Raw genomic sequence first — 16,925 nt, forward strand, 5'->3', positions numbered from 1 at the left:
GGTTCCGTCGCAGGCTCGGCAGGGGCCGAACGGCGAGAACCAGCACAACAGTGCGTAACCGGCAGGCAAGGCGAGGACGATGAGGCTAGCAACGGCGTTCGGGGTCATCAGGGGCCTTCCAGAGGCGTTTTCGCTGGTTCCGGGCAAGGCAGTGCTAGGGACTAGTGCGCTGGTCAGCGCTGATGTGGGGTGCTAGCAGGGTTGCTAGGTCTAGCAAGCGGCTGTGCTAGACCTAGCAACCCTCAGCGGTCAGTTTGAACCGCGAGAAGCGTCACGCTTGGTGACAGCGGCGGCGACATCGTCACGAGCGATGCCGCGCCGGTTGGCGCCCTTCCCGGTCTCGTCGTCGGTGCCCCAGACCTGACCCACGGGGATGCCGTACGGCTTGAGAGCGGAAGTGAGCTGCGCTGACTTCGCCTTGCTGTCGAGGTCGGCCCACGCGCCGTACGCATTGGGCCGCAGCTCGGCAAGCCGGTCCACGACAACTTCGTTCCATACCTTGGCCTCAGAGCCGGGAATGACCGCGAGCGTGTCGGCGAGCACGTCGTACGCGGCGGCGCGCTCGGTCTCGGACGCCTCTCCGGCCGCGTAGCCGGACAACGTTCCGGCAGTGACGCGTGCGGCTCGGGCGCGCTCGCAGATCGCGTCCGCCTGCTTGTTGTCGACGTAGTACGAGTGAACGACCTTCGCGTCCCGGCCTGCGCCGACCAGGTACCCGATGCCGAGGTCATCCAGCGTGAACGTGGACGCGCGCAGCCCGTTCTTGTACGACGACGTCCCAAGGATCATGTCGTTTTCGAGCTGCCCCATGACCTTGAGACAGAACCGGATACCCACGTTCGCGGATACGCCGGTCGGCAGCGAATCCTTGTCGGGCCGCTGAGTGGCCAGCAGGAGGATGACGCCGAGAGCGCGGCCGCGCTTGATGATGGCGACCGCGAGAGTCTCGGCCTCCTGCTTGAACTTCGGATTGGCGAACAGCTCTTGGCACTCGTCGATCGCGAGCACGAGCGGGTGCAGCCCGAGCGACTTGCGGGCGGCAAGCCCCGCCGTGACCTTGTTCTCGGGGCACACGTCCTTGGGCAACGACGCGATGACCTTGGCGCGGCGCTCCAGTTCCTTGTAGACGTAGCGCAGGGACTCAAGCGCTCGTTCGCAGGTCTCGTCATCGGGCCCCGACGCGTAGTCGGCGGCGACCTTTTCGAGCGGCGACAGGTCGCCCGTGCCCTTCAGTTCGAATACGAGCAGTTCGGCCGTGACGTCGAGCGCGGCGGCCAGGAGCAGGACGCGGAGCGCGAACGTCTTGCCCATGCCCGGCATCGCGCCGATGAGCATGTTCGCGTACATCAGGTTGACCATGATCTGACGTCCGCGCTGGTCGGTGCCGTACGGCAACGGCTTGAACAGCGACGCGCTCCCGGAGGTCGCCAACGGCCACGCCGGAGGCTTGACCTGGTTCATGTCCTGGTCGCCGACCCAGATGACCAGGCGTCCGGTGTGCTGGTCGTGCACGGGCTCGGGCCAGACACAACCCATCGGACGGCGCAGGCCGGACGCGAGACGGTCGCGCCGCTCCAAGATGTCGACGGCCGTTACGCCGTACGGGAGATCGATGTCAGCGCGCCATCCGGGCCCGTCGCGGGTGATCGGTGCGACGAACGCACGCGGCCCCCACCCCTTGGCCACGGCCTTGTTGATCTCGGCGATGCCGAGCGCTCCGAGCGCGCGCAGCACGATGTGTGAAGTGAGCTTCTGCACCTGCGGCTTGACCACGGCCGGACCGACCACGGGCCGATCGGCCGGCGCGCCGAAGAAACCGAGACCGGCAACGACGCCCATGAGCGCGAGCACCGCGCCCCAGGACGGGCCCGCGAGGATGACCAGGGCGAGCAGCATGCCGACAACGGCGGCGGCCGCGGTAAGGATCGCGACGCGGAGCCGGATACGGCCGTCCCGGTGCCGGGCGAGCTTCAGATACTCGTTCGCGTCGCCATGCTCGATGGCTTTCGCTCGAACCGGCCGCCCGTCCGCGTCGGACACCCACCGCAGCGCGCCCCCGACCAACCGTGCCGCGCCCTGGGGAGAGCGGATGACCAGTGTCGCGGCGTAGACCGGAGCGCGCACTGCGTGGAAGGCGGAAACGTGCTTGTAGTGGTCGAGGACCCAACGCACCTGCTTGCGCAGCTCCTCACGCGAGCGGAGCCATGCCGGCAGTACTTCCCGGCGCTGCTCGCCACGGACGGAGTTGGCCCACGACACGCGGGCGGGGGCCGGGTCGTCCACAGGGGTCACGGGGCCGTTGTCTGCTTCGGGAACGTCGTCGGCGGAGTCGGGCTCCTGCTCCGCGTTCTTGCGGAGGGGGATCACCTGCGCGTCGGGGTTGTCGACTCCGTGCGAGTCGACTTCGTCCGTGTCGTTGGTCGGGTCGAACACGTCGCTCTGCGACATGCTGTGGTTCTCCAATCCATGTGAGTCATGCGATGGAGGCGGCCCCGGCGGAAGCTGCCAGGCGAGAGCCGGGGCCGCGTGCACGTGGTTGGTGTGGCTCAAGCCGCCTGCGGCACGTCGCGCTCAGCGCGCAAGGCGTCGCGCAGCATTCGGGCCGACTCGGACGACGTACGAACCGCCTTGCGAATGCGGTCGGCGGTCAGTTGGTCGGTCGGCCAGTCGGCCGTCAGGTCCCGTGCTGAGGCGAGCAGTTCGGCGGCGCTGCGTCGGGGCGCAGTCGACTTCGCGGACGGCGGTACCGGGCCGGTCGACCGACGCGGTGTAGCAGCAATCCGACTCGGGTAACGGTCGTTTTGCGGGGAATCATCGGAAATGCTCTGGTCGGACCCCGACTGTTCGCCCGACTCGTCGGCCGCGTCGGCGACCTGGTCGAGTCCGATGAGATGCTCAATCGGTTCGGACGCGGCGAGCGCGAAGGATTCCGCGTCACGAACCGACTCACGCGACTCGACGACCGTCCCGCCCGGTGCCTCGTCCGCAAGCGTTGCGGTCGCCGACTGGAGCACGGTGAGCCCGACCGACTCGGGACCCGACTCCGCATCCGACTCTGACTCTCCGGCGAGCAGACCGGCGATTCGCGCGGCCGCCTTGCGGTGCGCCTTGAGCGTGCGGTGGGTGACGCCCGGGTCGGCCCCGTGGACCGACCGCCAAGCGATCACCCACGCTGCACCCTCGTCCAGTCCGGGAACTGCGGCGATCAGGTCGCGCATCCGGCGGTGCACCCGGCGGTACCGGGCGCGGCGGTACAGGTCGGCGCGGACCTGCGCGCCGGACTTGCCGCTCCTGGTGTGGGTGCGTGAGTGTGCGTACGCCTCCCACAACAGCACTCCGAGCATGCTCGCGATGCCGAGCACGACGGCCAGCGGCACGCTGCGCGCGATGGTGTGGGCCACGTTCAGCGCGCCAGCGGTGACGGCCGATCCCCAGGTGATCGCCCGGTACATGCCCGCCGGACGTTGGTCTTCGATCGCCTTGGAAGCCATGGCGGCTCCGGCCCACGCGGAACCCTCGGTCATCGCGGTGACCAGCACCGCAAGCACCGGATGCATGCCCATGCCGAGGTAGAACGAAGTCTGTGCCGGCCACGCCGTGCCGACTGACGCGGTCATGACGCCGGTCACGAGCGCGAAGTCCCGGCGCTCGCGCACCACCTCGACCACCGCACGCACCCGGGCGCGGCGTCGGGCCCGTGCCGTGGCCTTGTCCGTCGCCGACTCGGCGCGGATGTCGCGCAGTTCTTGGCGCCGGAGCGCCGCGATCTGGGCCTCGGCCTGCGCCTGGACCACGGCGGCCGCCGCTGTTTTCTCGACGGCGGCGGCGTTGGCCTCAGCGATCGTTGCGCGGTCGAGCTTCCGGCCCGCGCTGAGCGTGTAGATCTGCGTCATGCCGCCCACCGCCGCTCGGCGGTGCGCAGCTCCGGCATCGACGTAGTGCGGCTGGTCGCGCCCATCAGCCGAGCGGCGTAGGCGGCAAGCTCCGCATCCTCACGCCACAGGTCCGCGAGGATGTCGCGCGCCGCGTCCAGGCGTGCGGCACGCTCCATCTCGGTTTCGTCCTCGAGGCCGGTGAACAGCAGCGGATCGATGCCCCATGCCAGCTCTGCGAACTCTTCCCACGAGAACGCCAGATGCCCGGCGACAATGGTTCGCACGGTCGTACTCCTCTGTGTCTAGGAGCGACCTACGGGGTGACCGCCGGACCTTGGCCGGGAGGGCGGTCGCCCCGGCGCACGTTGGTGCGCCTCGTCTTGACCCGACGAGTGGTCATGACCCTCGATCGACGACCGCGAACGGGCCGACCGAGGACTAAAAGCACTCGTGTCTGTGGTCTCTGTGCACGCTGTTGAGTTCTCAAGTGGCATGCCGTTCCTGCACCCACGGGCGCGCGGCAGTTGCCGCCTTCCCTGGCAGGTCGGGAGCGGGTTAACCTGCAACCCGCTGGATAGATGGTGCTCTTAGAGCTCTAAGAACGTCAAGCTTGGAGATGATGTTTCTTCGGTTGGATGTGGTGGACTTGGAGCTACAAGCGACTACGAGGGGGACCGACGTGGCCCAGGGCGAGGGACTTGCCGCCTACAAGAAGGTTGCGAACGAGCTGCGCGCCCGTATCGCCCGCGAGCAGTACGGCCCCGGCGACCGCTTGCCGTCCCTGAAGGACCTTCAAGCGGAGTTCGCGGCGTCGAACACCGTGATCAAGGCCGCTCTGACGATCCTTCGGAACGAGAACCTGATTGAGGGCCAACAGGGCAAAGGGGTCTACGTTCGGTCCGATGTGACGCCGGGCTCGGTGCCGCAGCCGGTGGACGTCGCTGCGCTGATAGCTCAGGTTGCGCAACTCAGGGACCAGGTCGCGAACCTGTCGGAGCGACTGTCGATCCTCGAACATGCCGGCCCCGGGCGCTAGCGGCGCGAGGCGTTGCAGGCAGGGCACACGCGCCCGTACGACGTGGTCGTGGGAGGACGGCTGCTACCGCAGTTGCCGCACATGATGTTCGTCTCCTTGCGTCGGTGTCTGTGCTGACACCAACTATGGAACCGTCATTGATCGCGAATGAACATCACGCACAGCTCATCAAGCCAATTCAACGAGAACTAAACGAGTAGCTACACGAACCGTGTAGTCGGCCGTGTAGTCCACTCTGAGCGCCATACCATCGCAGCCAAGAAGCCATGGAGGAGCAGTGACGCGGGGGCGACCGGGTTGGAATCCGGAGAGTTTGCGCAAAGCGCGTGAAGCGCTCGGGCTCACTCAGGAAGATGTCGGGCAGGAATTGCGCGAGATCTCCGAACGGAACCGCTGGAATTTGGCGGCCAACTTCCAAACCTTGTCGGCGCATGAGACGGGCAGGACGTATCCGGGCCCGCATTACCGCCGCGCGTACTGCCTCCTCTACAAGGCGACTGAACCGCAGCTTGGGTTCAGGAATCCGCTGCCGATGGAGGAAGCTCCGATGCCCGAGGAACCGCGACCGGCACGCCCGTCCGTGAGCTCGGACGAAGAGGCAGTCAATCAAGCCTTGACCATGATCACGGCGGGCGTGCCCGAAGCGTCAGCGACTGACTTCCGGGGGCAGGTCGTCGACGCGTGGCAGCGCAGCCGCGGACTGGGCCTGAAGGAGCACCCCACAACCCTCACGATGGTCGGCGGTTACGCCGGTTCCGGGAAGTCGGAGCTTGCCCGCTTCCTCGGCGCGCTGACCGCTTGGCCGATCCTCGACAAGGATTCCCTGACGCGGCCGATGGTTGAGCAGTTGCTGACGGCGCTCGGCGGCGATCCGTACGACCGGCACTCCGAGCTGTATGCCGAAAAGGTCAAGCCTGCGGAATACCGATGCCTGATGGAAGCCGCGTGGGACAACCTTGATTGCGGAATCTCGGTCATCCTTGACGCGCCGTTCGTGGCCCAATTCTCCGACGTGAATTGGATGCGGCGACTGTTCAACAAGTGCCGTTCCAAGCGCGTGATTCCTCAGGTCGTCTGGGTGCAGTGCGACACGGAATCGATGTTCGAGTACGTGCAGTTCCGTGACGCGCCCCGCGACGCGTGGAAGCTTCAGAACTGGGATACCTACGTTTCGGGGATGGACATGCAAATGCGGCCGGTCGCGCCGCACTACCTGGTGGACAACCGCCACGGGGCCGCGGTCGCGCTCGCCGACCGCGCACGCGACACCCTGATGGGCGGCGGTCGCTGGTGACGCCCTCGGTCGTCGCGCTCTACGGTCCGCCCGCGGCCGGTAAGGACACTGTGACTGCGGAACTGACGTGCAGGCACCCGGAGTTCGTGCACTTCCAGCGGCTGAAGGTCGGCGCCGGTCGATCGACTGGATACCGCATGACGGACGCTCAGACCCTGGCTGACCTGCGGCGTGACGGCCTGATCGTGCACAGCAACCAGCGCTACGGCGCGGAGTACGCGACCGACGCACCGGAGCTAGACCGGCTCACGGCTCAGGGCTTGGTGCCGGTCGTGCACGTCGGCCAGGTCGACGCGCTTGCAGCGCTCGCGACTTATCCAGCGCACTGGACTCGGGTGCTGCTCTGGTGCCCGCGAGCGACGACGGCCGAACGGTCCGCAGGGCGCGGCGACGCTGACACTGCCGCTCGACTGAAGGCATGGGACGAGACGTACGCCGATCTGAGCGCACATCCAGACGTGCTGTGGTCCGCAATCCTGCGAACCGACCGGACGGTCCCTGAGGACGCTGCGGCGGCTATCTGGCAGGCCGTCAACGACCAGGCGCCGGAGCAGCTTGCGGCGCGGGAGCTGCTCGGAGAGTTTGCATGACAACGGTCGGAATCCTGCACCCCGGAAGCATGGGCGCCGCTGTTGCCGGCGAACTGACAATCCGCGGGGTGGATGTCCTGTGGTGCCCGCAAGGGCGTAGTGCGGCGACAGCGGACCGCGCAGCGCGATTCGGCCTTGAGCCGGTCAGGACGCTGCGCGAACTCGTCGACCGCAGCGCGCTCGTGATCTCGCTCTGCCCGTCTGACGCAGCGGAACCAGTCGCAACGGCCGTTGCCGACCTGGCGTTCGGCGGCCTGTACGTGGAGGCGAACGCCATCAGTCCGGATAGGGTCGCCCGCATCGCCGAGCTGCTCGTGGCACGCGGCGCGAGCGTGGTTGATGGGGCCGTAGTGGGCTCGCCCCCATCCGCGACCCGTTCCCCACACCTGTACCTGTCCGGCGCATCCGCCGAAGTCGCGCAGGTGGCACGCCTGTTTGAAGGCACGAAGGTGCAGGCGAGAGCGCTGCCGGGCGCGCTCGGGCAAGCCTCCGGCCTCAAGCTTTCCTACACGGCCTATCAGAAGGCCAGCAGAGCACTCGCGGCGGTGGCTCACGCCCTGGCGGACGAGTACGACGTGACACCCGAGCTGCTCGACATCGCTCGGGAACACGGTGCCCGCCACCTCGCGGACCTTGACTACGCGCCGGACGTCGCGGCCAAGGCGCAGCGCTGGACAGCCGAGCTGCATGAGGTGACTGACGCTCTTAAGAGCGCTGGTTTGCCCGCGGAGATGGTCAGCGCTGCGGCCACCGTCATGTTTCGATTGTCAACCGCGCACGGCGACCGCCAGGCGCGCCCCTAAACGACCTCTCCCCAGAGGCGGATGGCCGGCTACTCGGCAATCATGAAAGTGGAGTACTGAAGGAACCGCCTAAGAGGTGATCCATTCATGTCGGAGCAGCTAGCGGTCAGGTGCAAGAGTTGCGGCAAGGAATTTACTGCGCCTATCCAACTCGACAGGGCATCGTTCAACGACCCTACAAATGTCCTTTCCGGCAACTCCTACGTCTGCCCACATTGCGGGCAGACAGGCTCCTATGAGAAGGAAGACCACTTCTTCGCGTAGGACATCACCGGCCCCGGGGACGGCGCTGCGGTGTTTCTCAGTCTCCCGCGCCGAGTTCGGGCACCGTCCGAGGGTCTTCCAGGAAGGGCATCGGGCCGGTGCGGCGGTCGATCACGGCGGGCCATTCCGGGAACGGATTCGCGCGTACCCCGTCCGCATCGCCGCCGAGCTTCACGGCATCGAGGGGGTAGCCGTGCTCACGCTTGAACCACTCGGCGTATGCGTCCTGTCCGGCCCACCGGGACTGGAGCGCAGCGCGCGCCTGGTCGAGGTCTCGGGGCGAGATGGCCGAGTGTCGTACCAGCCACCACGACGCGTCGTAGGTCTCCTCGCGGCGTTCGAATCCGCGCACGGCTTGGTCGTACAGCTCGGCATCGCGCACCGGTACGCCGAAGCTGGCGACCGTCGCACGCACCGGGTACCCGTGGTCTTTGGCATGGGCATGGCCCCGTGTCACGGCGAGGCCGGCCATGCCCGGATCGCAGCCCCACGCCACCAGGACCACGGGTGGCCGTTGTGGCGCGAACCCTGCCCACACGATGGGCGGTTTCGGCCCGTCAGGCGTGATCGGTATCGCCTCGCGCACGTAGGGTCGGACCAGGTCAGGGGCAGCGTGCTTCGGCCGCCTCACGCCCGCTCCCGCGCCCACTCGGTCAGCCGGGCCGCCATGGCCACGGGAATTGCGCCGATGGCCACGGCCCACACCTCGGGGGCGAGCACGGTCGGACGGATGTCGAGTCCCTCGAACCCGGCGTCCGCCAGCGCGGTTTTGAGTCGTCGTGCCGTATCGATCGCGACCGTGAATGAGCGCGGGGTCACTGCTGTGTTGTCCATGCCTGGGGTGCCCATGCGTTCAGCTTGGGTGCCCGGATAGATGGTCTTTGGACACTGTCAGGGACAGTCGAGACGTCTCGGCGCTACCGTCGAAGAACGCCTAGACGTCCGGGGGAATAGCCTTGAACACAGCACTTCGGCGCGGTATGGCAGACGCCAATCTGACAGCGCGGCAGCTCGCTGGCCGGGTGGGAGTGACGCCCAAGACCGTTGAGCGATGGCTGGCGGACGAGGCGCTCATCCCGCACCCGCGCAATCGGGCGGACGTGAGCGACGCACTAGGGGTTGATGAACTGATGCTCTGGCCCTCGGCCGTTCGGGGGGTCCTCAAGACAGGCCCTGACCGCGAACTCATCGCGGCGTACCCCTATCGCTCAGCCTGCCCCACCTCTGTGTGGGCGAGCCTGATCGGTGATGCGACCACGGACATCACCTTTGCTGGATACACCAACTACTTCGTGTGGCTGGAGCAGCCAGCTCTGCATCAGACGTTGCGCAGGAAGGCCGAATCCGGCTGTCGGGTGCGTTTCTTGCTTGGGCATCCCGAGTCATCTACCACGCGGCAACGCGAAGCCGTTGAAGATGTCGCGTTGACCGTGTCGACGCGTATCCGCATCACGCTGGAGCACCTCGACAAGCTGTCGGGCGTACCAGGCGTGGAGGCCCGGTACTCAGCACCGGAGGACGGCACCAACCACGTGAGCCTGTCGGTGTTCCGGTTCGACGCGCACGCGCTCGTGACCCCGCACCTTGCCCGGCTCGTCGGCCATGACTCCCCGATGATGCATCTCCGACGCATGCAGGATGGCGGCATGTTCGATCGGTTCGCCGAGCACGCCGACGAACTGTGGGGACGGGGCACCGCAATCGCCTGACGCGCTGCGCACCGGGACATGACATGCCCAGCTCACCGGCCAGGCTGCTCCTCGTTGGGCCTGTTTAGCGCCGCCTTTTCGTAGACCTCCAGATAGACAATCAGAGTTCCAAGAGCCCCCGTAAGTCCCGCCAAAGTGAGCAGGGTTAGCCCGCCAGCCGCAGCGCCAATCAAGGCACGGTACACAGGGGATGCATGGACGGATGTGATCGTATATGAAATGATTGCCAAAATTGCGATCAATCCGACGGTTGCCGTAGTAATGAACGGCGAGAAATATTTAGAAGCCGGGCCCCCGCCATGATCGTTTAGAGTTTGCAGGAATTCCGGATCGTGGCAGCGCGCCATAATCGCCATCCCTGCGATTAGGCCCCGATCACCAAGCCTGTCAGCGACGCCGCAATTGGCACCGGACTTCCAATGTGGTGATACCTATTATAGGCGACTAGTCCACCGCCAACTGCGCCTGCGATAAATGCTGCAAGATCAAATAGCGACCAGAATTCTGGGTGGATTTCTAAACGTTCTAGATATTTGGCGAAGGATACATTTCCTTCGCTGAACATTGGGCCCCGCTCGCGTTTGGAGTCTTTTTGGGGAGGGCTTGGTTCGCTCGATGTCGGCTGAATATTCACTTCCACCACCAATTCCATAGCTTTAGCCAAGCAGCGAGCGCGGTAATCAATGCTAGCTTCACTCTGTCAGGCGTGATCTCGAACGGAACTGGCAGCTCTGCCGGGTGTTCCGCTGATTTCCAGTCGCTACCGTCCCCGGATCTCCCAGAGAGGAAGACCTCGCCCGACCCTGCTTTCCGGGACAGGTCCCGCGACTCGTCCGATTGGAAATGAAGGCCGCCCTCGTCGTTCTCAAACTGGATCTTGGTAATCTTGGCTTGGTGCTTGACCGTTAGCTCGTTCAGGATCCTGGAGAGGTCACCCGCGCGCCCGGGATTAGGTCGACGAACGGTAAGAGCAAGCTCGGATAGTCCAGCCTTCTGAAGTCGCGTGAGGTTCCGGTATACGTCATCCGGATTGGCAGCGAGATCTACATAAATCTCCACGTCCCCCATGGATCCGGCGTCTTCTGTGATAGCTCGAAGCAGTCTTTCAACTTCGCACGCTGCAATTTCTGGGGCGAGCGAGGTTGCCATGCCGACCCATTGGTCGGCGCCATCGATAGCAATGGCGAGATCTTGACTGACTTGTCGAAACATAAGGCGCTTTCCATTCAACTGTTTGATGGAAGTGCGGGTTTCGTCATCTAGGTCGGTCTTGTAGATGCTTTCGTCATCGCCAGTTAGGATTTCAGATTCGTCTCCAAAGGCTGACGCGAGCAACTGAAAAGCTGCCTTATGTTCAAGTGGGTCGTTCTTCATTTTACTAAACGGATGGGTTCGGTATTCGCTGCTTGGCTTCGATCGAACGTTGACCCGGGCAACAAAGATGCGATCCATGCAAAAACTCTAGGATCCAGGTCGCATAGCCAGTATCAGGCCGTGTGTGACCCGCCGTTAGAGTCCCTCAGACGGTGCAGGCGCGAGAGCCAACAGTTGGACCACAGCCAGCGGGAGGGTGCGTACTCGAGGCCTTCCCGGTGCTACTGACCAGGGCGGGTGGGACCACGGAGCCCACCCATAGCTGTTGGCGGGTGGAACACCCAGAGTCTCAATCGCCCGGCGGCCTGCCGTCTGCCTTTGATGCAGCGCGAAGGCCTAGCACCCCCGGGGACATGCTGATGTTGACCCGACCGACCGTGCCCAGCTTGGGTCCTACGAGCGTAAGGATCGGCCGCAATGGCCATCTCACTCAACCCAGTCCACGCAGGTCAACACGTACCGGTCGACTAGCCTCACTGAGACGGGGCATGAAGCCGTCGACCTCAGGGCGGTGAGTCGGCCGTCTCAGTTTCCGTCTCGTTCGGCACCGTCCGCCTCTGTTCGCGACCGTACGCGCTGTGGAATCAGTGCAGGTCAGCGGAGATGGCGGAACTGTGGCGAACTGTGGCGAACAAGGGGTGGCGGAGCGGGTGTGGAACTCGAAAGCGTGTGAGGGGGCAACTCCTCCGTGGGTTCAAATCCCACCGCTACCGCTCTCAGCAGTACGAAAGCCGGGTCAGTCCTGTACGGACTGGCCCGGCTTCTGCTTTTGGGCTCGTCTTGGACGGCCCTGCCAAAAGGCCGGCCCCGGGTGGGGCCGGCCTTTTCGGGGTCAGCAGGTGCCTGGGGCGGCGGCGGCCGGTGGGGGGGCCGGGGCGAGGGCTGCGGCGGCGGCGTCGGCGGTGGCCAGGGCTTGGTAGCCGTCGCCGAGGACGAGGTCGACGGAGCCGTCGGTGCGGGCGTCCTCGACGTACTGGGTGTTGGGCAGGTGGGCGCCGACGACCGTGGACGGTGTCTTGCCCGGGACGCCGGAGCGGATCTCGCCGGCGCCGGCGATCTGCTTGTTGGCCGGGTCGTTGGCGACCTTGCCGATGACGAAGCCGCGCGCCTTGAGTTCGTCGGCCACCGTCTTGGCGAGGCCGGTGCGTTTGGTCGCGTTGTAGACGTTGACCGTGATGGCGTTCGGCGCGGGCAGCGTCTGTGCGACCGGCTGCGCGTTGGGCTGGCCCGGTGCGGCGACGGCGCCCGGGGTGCCCGACGCCGGGGGTTTGCCCGACGGCGGGGTGCTCGCGGGCGGGCACGGCTTGCCGCTGGCCGACGTCTTCGTGTCGTCGGCCGTGTAGTGGTAGACCGCCCACGCGCCGGTGCTGAGCACCGCGAGCGCGACGAGCGACGCGACGACGACGGGCCACTTGCGGCGGCGCCGGGTCATCCGCGGATAGATCTTCCCGGTGATCTTGTACTGCCCCCGCATGCCGCGGGGAGTGAGCATGCTCATCGACGCGCCCCCATCCTCCTCGCGCCCCTGGCCGACGGCCGGTCAGGGCGGTGTAGTGCGCGCGGAACCCGGCCTTGGTCCCGGTCGCCGTTGCTGCCGAGACTAATGCCGCCCCCCGCAACCGCGCGCGGGGACGCGTCCTGTCCAACCGCCCTGTACTGGGCCGTTCGGGCGAGCCCGGACGGGTGGTGGCCGGTACGCGCGCGGCGGGCCGGCCGTACCCCCGGCAGGGTCAGTCGAGTTCGAGTACGCGGGCGTGCAGTACCTGGCGCTGCTGGAGCGCGGCGCGGACGGCGCGGTGCAGGCCGTCCTCCAGGTACAGGTTGTTCTGCCACTTGACGACGTGGGCGAACAGGTCGCCGTAGAACGTCGAGTCCTCGGCCAGGAGAGTGTCCAGGTCGAGTTGCCGCTTCGTCGTGATGAGCTGGTCCAGACGTACGGGCCGCGGGGCGATGTCGGCCCACTGGCGGGCACCCGACCTCCCATGGTCCGGGTACGGCTTGCCGTCACCGATCCGCTTGAAGATCACAGGGGTCAGCCTACCGGGGAGAGGCGTCGGACGGTCCTCCCCGTGGCCTACTCGTCTCCGGCTCGTCTCCAATGCGCCGTCCGGTGACCGGTTCGGACGGGCGCGTCGGATGGTCCGGGCGGATGAACAAATGGGATATTTCTCAAGGAATAGTACGAATGGCTTGCGAGGCTTCGAGGAGACCCCATGGCGGCCGACCAGGACCCGAAGACGGAGACCCCGAAAACCGCGGCCCCGAAGAGCGCCAAGGCGGACGACACCCTCGCGACCGTCGCCGCGGGGTACGCCTTCACCGGGCCCGCACTCGACCTGGGCGCGCTCGTCGTCGACGGCGCCGGCCACGCCGACGCGCAGATCCGCATCCCGCTCGGCATGCTCAACCGGCACGGCCTGGTGGCCGGCGCCACCGGCACCGGCAAGACCAAGACGCTGCAGCTGATCGCCGAACAACTGTCCGCGCAGGGCGTCCCCGTCTTCCTCGCCGACGTCAAGGGCGACGTCTCCGGCATCTCGCAGCCCGGCGCCGCCAACGACAAGGTCACCTCGCGCGCGGCCGAGGTCGGCCAGACGTGGCAGGCCAACGGCTTCCCCACCGAGTTCTACGCGCTGGGCGGCCTCGGCCCCGGCGTCCCGGTCCGCGCCACCGTCACGTCGTTCGGCCCGACGCTGCTCGCGAAGATCCTCGACCTCAACGAGACGCAGGAGTCGTCGCTCGGCCTCATCTTCCACTTCGCCGACCAGCGCGGCCTCGAACTGTTCGACCTCAAGGACCTGCGCGCCGTCATCCAGCACCTCACCTCGGACGAGGGCAAGGAGGAGCTGAAGAACATCGGCGGGTTGTCCTCCGCGACCGCGGGCGTCATCCTGCGGTCGCTGGTGACACTGGAGAACAACGGCGGCGACGTCTTCTTCGGCGAACCCGAGTTCGACACCGCCGAACTGCTGCGCACCGCCCCCGACGGGCGCGGGCTGGTGTCGATCCTCGAACTGCCGGCCGTCCAGGACAAGCCGCAGCTGTTCTCGACGTTCCTGATGTGGCTGCTCGCCGACTTGTTCTCCGCACTGCCCGAGGTCGGCGACCTGGACCGGCCCAAACTGGTGTTCTTCTTCGACGAGGCGCACCTGCTGTTCTCCGGTGCCTCCAAGGCGTTCCTGCAGGCCATCACGCAGACCGTGCGGCTGATCCGCTCCAAGGGCGTCGGGATCTTCTTCGTCACCCAGACGCCGAAGGACGTGCCGTCCGACGTGCTGGCCCAGCTCGGCAACCGGGTGCAGCACGCGTTGCGGGCCTTCACACCCGAGGACGCCAAGGCGCTCAAGGCCACCGTGTCGACGTTCCCCAAGTCGTCGTACGACCTGGAGGAGGTCCTCACCCAGATGGGCACCGGCGAGGCCGCCGTGACGGTGCTGTCCGAGAAGGGAGCGCCGACGCCCGTCGCGTGGACCCGCCTGCGCGCGCCCGAGTCGCTGATGGCGCAGATCGACCCCGCCGCGATGCAGGCCGCCGTCGCCGCGTCGCCGCTGCTCGCCAAGTACGGCACCGCCGTCGACCGGGAGTCGGCGTACGAGAAGCTCACCGCGGCGCAGGGCCAGGCCGCCGCCGAGGCCGCGCAGGAGCAGGCGCAGGCCGAGCAGCAGGCGCCCGAACGCGCTTCCGGCCGCGCCGCGAAGGCCGAGCCGAGCATGGTCGAACAGGTGCTCAAGAACCCCGCGGTGAAGGGGATGCTGAACACGGCGGTACGCGAGATCAGCCGCAACCTGTTCGGCGCCTCCCGCAAGCGGCGCTGAGGCGGCTCCGCCGCGCCGACGCGGGCCCGCGCGGGTCGGGGCACGGGCGAGGCCCGGCGGCGACCCGGTGGTCGGTCCGGCACGGCATACTCGGCCCCGTCGGTGACAGCGCGACGGGGAGCGGGGTCGGCATGGGCGTCGGGCCGAAGGCGGGCGGGCAATGAGCTGGGACCCGTTCGTCCACGTACTGGTCGCCGCCGCGGCCGAACGCATGGGCGACGACGCGGCACCGGTCCTGCGGCGGGTCGTGGACGCGCTGCCGCCGGGGAGCATGGCCTCACTCGCGGGCAAGCCGGTCGCGCTGCCGGACGCGTTCGTCGCGCTGGCCGCCGAACAAGGCGGCCAGGAACTGCTCGTCGCCCTCGCCGGCAACCCGTGCCTGACGCCGCACCAGCTCACGCTGCTCCTCGAGGCCGGCGGCGACGCCGTGCGGGTGAAGGCGTTCGACCCGGCCCGCGGCCGCGACGTGCCGGCCGACGCGATACCCGTCGGCTTCGCCCTCGCGTCCGCGACCGCCGTGCCGCCCGTCGACCAGGACCAACGCTGGTCGTCACCCCTCGGCTTCGCGGCGGACTCCGCCGTCGAGGACGCGTGGGCCGCCATCCGCTCGCGCGCCTGCCGCGCCGACGAGGCCGTGAAACTCCTCGGGCAGCACCCTGTGCTCGCCTACACCGCCCGGGTCCGCACCGACGGCCACGACGGCGGGACGAGGCAGAGCCTCGACCTGCGCCCGCTGCTGCACCACCTGGACGATCCCCACCAGGCGTCCAGCGGCCTCGCCGAACCCGCCTCCGGCGCACTGGCGGTCGGCGCCGTCACGCCCCGCGAGCTCGTCGACCGGATCCGCCCCGCGCTCGTCGCCACCCAGCTCGTCGCCCGCCTGACCCGCGAGCACGCCCCAGGTCTGCCCGCCGAGGCGGACGCCGACGCGCTGCTCCGCCCGCTGCTGGCCGCCACCGTCGGCGCCGACCCGCGCCGCTGGGCCGCGCTCGCCACCCGGCTGCCGCGCGAAACCGGGCCGCTGCCCGCCCTGTTGGCGGCCGCCGCGGCGGAACCCGCCGACGACCCGGCCATCGTGGCGCCGAACGCGCGCAGCCGACCCGCGCTGCTGTTCCTGCTCCGCCGCATGGACGCCGCGAGCCTCGGCGTACTGCTGCCGCACCTCGAAGACGTGCGCGCCGACCTGATCCCAGGCGACGTCCCCATCCGCTCCGCCCTGTTGGAGCTCGCGCACGCCAGCGGGAACCGGGCGCTGCTGCGGGCCGTTGCACGGCACCAGCACCTGCGGGACGCGGAGGCGCACCGGCTGCGGGCGTACGACGACCTGGAACTCGACCGGATCCTGGCCTTCAACCGGGCCGGGACGACGGCGTCGCTGCGCCGCGAGGTCTTCGCGGGCGTCGTGCCGGGTGGGCCGCGCCGCGAACCGGACCCGGTGCTGCGGCAGAAGGCGATCGACGACCCGCAGGCCGTGGAGTCGTCGACGCTCGCCTACTCCGGCGACCCGGTGCTGGTGTGCCTGGGGCTGCCCGGCTGCCACCACCGGCTGCGGCGCGTCGACCAGCTCGACGTGGTGCTGGCGTTGTGGGAACGGTCCGGGATGGACGCGGTCGACCAGGTCCTCACCTCGGTGCCGCAGGCCATCTCACCGGCGGTCCGCAAACTGGTGGCCCGCGCGACGGCCGCAGGCGACGCCGAACCGCTGCGCACCGAACGGGACAAGCTCGCCCAGCGGGCCAAGGCGAAGCCCGCCCCCCGCGCCGCGTCCGACGAGGACGACGCGTGGCGCATGACCCCCGCCGAACGCATCCGGGCCTTCCCCCTGGGCCTCGGCCCCGTCCGAGCCACGGCCTCATGGACCCGCGCCGCCGACCCCGCCGACCTGGTCCGCGTAGCCCGCCCCGCCGAAGAGGCCCTACGCGCCCTCGCCTGGCGCGGCTCGGACGGAGCCTCCGACGAGGTCCACACCCTCCTCGACACCGAGGTCGCCACCCCACTGGGCACCGACCCCGAGGCCTGGGCCGTCCTGGTGGCCCTCCTCCCGGAATTCGAGGGCACCCTCCCGGAACTGGCCGCCCTGTGCGCCGCCGCGACCTACCGCGAGACCCCGACCCCCTGACCCCACCTCCACGAGCCGCGCTACCCGGCGTTTCGCGGGGGCGGGA

At 67.9% G+C, this 16,925-nt stretch carries 17 protein-coding genes and 1 tRNA gene; 8 read left to right on the top strand and 10 right to left on the bottom strand.

Going from position 1 to position 16,925, the window contains the following annotated elements:
* Positions 1–249 precede the first annotated feature (249 nt).
* The 3 genes from QI554_RS16765 to QI554_RS16775 all read right to left on the bottom strand — a co-directional run bounded on the left by QI554_RS16765 (position 250) and on the right by QI554_RS16775 (position 4,159).
* Positions 250–2,292: an FtsK/SpoIIIE domain-containing protein gene (locus QI554_RS16765; RefSeq protein WP_281470779.1), complete on the bottom strand. Its 2,043-nt coding sequence runs from the start codon at positions 2,290–2,292 to the stop codon at positions 250–252.
* A gap of 254 nt (positions 2,293–2,546) precedes the next feature.
* Positions 2,547–3,893, bottom strand: coding sequence for a hypothetical protein (locus QI554_RS16770; protein WP_281470780.1), 1,347 nt, complete (start codon positions 3,891–3,893; stop codon positions 2,547–2,549).
* Positions 3,890–4,159, bottom strand: coding sequence for a hypothetical protein (locus QI554_RS16775; RefSeq protein WP_281470781.1), 270 nt, complete (start codon positions 4,157–4,159; stop codon positions 3,890–3,892). Before QI554_RS16775 ends, QI554_RS16770 begins: the two co-directional genes overlap by 4 nt.
* Before the next feature lie 395 nt (positions 4,160–4,554).
* On the opposite strand from QI554_RS16775, the gene QI554_RS16780 reads away from it, so the two are divergent.
* From QI554_RS16780 to QI554_RS16795, 4 genes are all read left to right on the top strand, one after another.
* Positions 4,555–4,911, top strand: a complete 357-nt coding sequence (locus QI554_RS16780) for a GntR family transcriptional regulator (protein WP_281470782.1) — start codon at positions 4,555–4,557, stop codon at positions 4,909–4,911.
* 277 nt (positions 4,912–5,188) lie between these two features.
* Complete coding sequence (locus QI554_RS16785) at positions 5,189–6,205, top strand: AAA family ATPase (RefSeq protein ID WP_281470783.1); 1,017 nt, start codon at positions 5,189–5,191, stop codon at positions 6,203–6,205.
* Between the two features lie 50 nt (positions 6,206–6,255).
* Positions 6,256–6,795, top strand: a complete 540-nt coding sequence (locus QI554_RS16790; RefSeq protein WP_281470784.1) for a guanylate kinase — start codon at positions 6,256–6,258, stop codon at positions 6,793–6,795.
* A complete protein-coding gene (locus QI554_RS16795) occupies positions 6,792–7,598 on the top strand; it encodes an NAD(P)-dependent oxidoreductase (protein ID WP_281470785.1) in 807 nt (268 codons plus the stop codon). The genes QI554_RS16790 and QI554_RS16795 overlap by 4 nt, the downstream gene beginning before the upstream one ends.
* Before the next feature lie 301 nt (positions 7,599–7,899).
* On the opposite strand, the gene QI554_RS16800 is transcribed toward QI554_RS16795, so the two are convergent.
* Both QI554_RS16800 and QI554_RS16805 read right to left on the bottom strand, forming a co-directional pair.
* Positions 7,900–8,334: a hypothetical protein gene (locus tag QI554_RS16800; RefSeq protein ID WP_281470786.1), complete on the bottom strand. Its 435-nt coding sequence runs from the start codon at positions 8,332–8,334 to the stop codon at positions 7,900–7,902.
* A 155-nt stretch (positions 8,335–8,489) separates the two neighbouring features.
* Entirely contained in the window at positions 8,490–8,711 is a 222-nt protein-coding gene (locus QI554_RS16805) for a hypothetical protein (protein ID WP_281470787.1), read from the bottom strand.
* 107 nt (positions 8,712–8,818) lie between these two features.
* On the opposite strand from QI554_RS16805, the gene QI554_RS16810 reads away from it, so the two are divergent.
* Positions 8,819–9,571 (top strand): XRE family transcriptional regulator, encoded by a 753-nt coding sequence (locus QI554_RS16810; protein WP_281470788.1) that lies wholly within the window; start codon positions 8,819–8,821, stop codon positions 9,569–9,571.
* Between the two features lie 32 nt (positions 9,572–9,603).
* Here the strand turns inward: QI554_RS16810 and QI554_RS16815 are convergent, their stop codons facing one another.
* From QI554_RS16815 to QI554_RS16825, 3 genes are read right to left on the bottom strand one after another with little or no spacing between them, the layout of a single operon-like run.
* The gene (locus QI554_RS16815; RefSeq protein WP_281470789.1) at positions 9,604–9,927 is read right to left on the bottom strand and encodes a hypothetical protein; all 324 of its coding nucleotides are present in this window, start codon (positions 9,925–9,927) and stop codon (positions 9,604–9,606) included.
* 8 nt (positions 9,928–9,935) lie between these two features.
* Complete coding sequence (locus QI554_RS16820) at positions 9,936–10,223, bottom strand: hypothetical protein (protein WP_281470790.1); 288 nt, start codon at positions 10,221–10,223, stop codon at positions 9,936–9,938.
* Positions 10,202–11,023, bottom strand: a complete 822-nt coding sequence (locus tag QI554_RS16825) for a hypothetical protein (protein ID WP_281470791.1) — start codon at positions 11,021–11,023, stop codon at positions 10,202–10,204. Before QI554_RS16825 ends, QI554_RS16820 begins: the two co-directional genes overlap by 22 nt.
* A gap of 559 nt (positions 11,024–11,582) precedes the next feature.
* On the opposite strand from QI554_RS16825, the gene QI554_RS16830 reads away from it, so the two are divergent.
* Positions 11,583–11,658 (top strand) — tRNA-OTHER (locus QI554_RS16830).
* A 119-nt stretch (positions 11,659–11,777) separates the two neighbouring features.
* Here the strand turns inward: QI554_RS16830 and QI554_RS16835 are convergent.
* Complete coding sequence (locus QI554_RS16835; protein WP_281470792.1) at positions 11,778–12,443, bottom strand: LytR C-terminal domain-containing protein; 666 nt, start codon at positions 12,441–12,443, stop codon at positions 11,778–11,780.
* A gap of 232 nt (positions 12,444–12,675) precedes the next feature.
* Positions 12,676–12,972, bottom strand: coding sequence for a type II toxin-antitoxin system VapB family antitoxin (locus tag QI554_RS16840; protein WP_281470793.1), 297 nt, complete (start codon positions 12,970–12,972; stop codon positions 12,676–12,678).
* A 186-nt stretch (positions 12,973–13,158) separates the two neighbouring features.
* Between QI554_RS16840 and QI554_RS16845 the strand changes: the two genes are divergently transcribed.
* Positions 13,159–14,760, top strand: a complete 1,602-nt coding sequence (locus tag QI554_RS16845; protein ID WP_281470794.1) for a helicase HerA-like domain-containing protein — start codon at positions 13,159–13,161, stop codon at positions 14,758–14,760.
* A gap of 160 nt (positions 14,761–14,920) precedes the next feature.
* The gene (locus QI554_RS16850; RefSeq protein ID WP_281470795.1) at positions 14,921–16,879 is read left to right on the top strand and encodes a hypothetical protein; all 1,959 of its coding nucleotides are present in this window, start codon (positions 14,921–14,923) and stop codon (positions 16,877–16,879) included.
* Positions 16,880–16,925: the final 46 nt, after the last annotated feature.

Origin of the sequence: Yinghuangia seranimata, from assembly GCF_029953285.1 — a bacterium.
In the GTDB taxonomy this organism is placed as follows: Bacteria; Actinomycetota; Actinomycetes; order Streptomycetales; family Streptomycetaceae; genus Yinghuangia; species Yinghuangia seranimata.

Coding starts and splice junctions, on each gene's coding strand:
- QI554_RS16770 (WP_281470780.1), bottom strand. CDS start 3,893: ATGACGCAGATCTACACGCTCAGCGCGGGCCGGAAGCTCGACCGCGCA.
- QI554_RS16795 (WP_281470785.1), top strand. CDS start 6,792: ATGACAACGGTCGGAATCCTGCACCCCGGAAGCATGGGCGCCGCTGTT.
- QI554_RS16800 (WP_281470786.1), bottom strand. CDS start 8,334: ATGGCCGGCCTCGCCGTGACACGGGGCCATGCCCATGCCAAAGACCAC.
- QI554_RS16805 (WP_281470787.1), bottom strand. CDS start 8,711: ATGGGCACCCCAGGCATGGACAACACAGCAGTGACCCCGCGCTCATTC.
- QI554_RS16815 (WP_281470789.1), bottom strand. CDS start 9,927: ATGGCGATTATGGCGCGCTGCCACGATCCGGAATTCCTGCAAACTCTA.
- QI554_RS16820 (WP_281470790.1), bottom strand. CDS start 10,223: ATGGAATTGGTGGTGGAAGTGAATATTCAGCCGACATCGAGCGAACCA.
- QI554_RS16825 (WP_281470791.1), bottom strand. CDS start 11,023: ATGGATCGCATCTTTGTTGCCCGGGTCAACGTTCGATCGAAGCCAAGC.
- QI554_RS16835 (WP_281470792.1), bottom strand. CDS start 12,443: ATGAGCATGCTCACTCCCCGCGGCATGCGGGGGCAGTACAAGATCACC.
- QI554_RS16845 (WP_281470794.1), top strand. CDS start 13,159: ATGGCGGCCGACCAGGACCCGAAGACGGAGACCCCGAAAACCGCGGCC.
- QI554_RS16850 (WP_281470795.1), top strand. CDS start 14,921: ATGAGCTGGGACCCGTTCGTCCACGTACTGGTCGCCGCCGCGGCCGAA.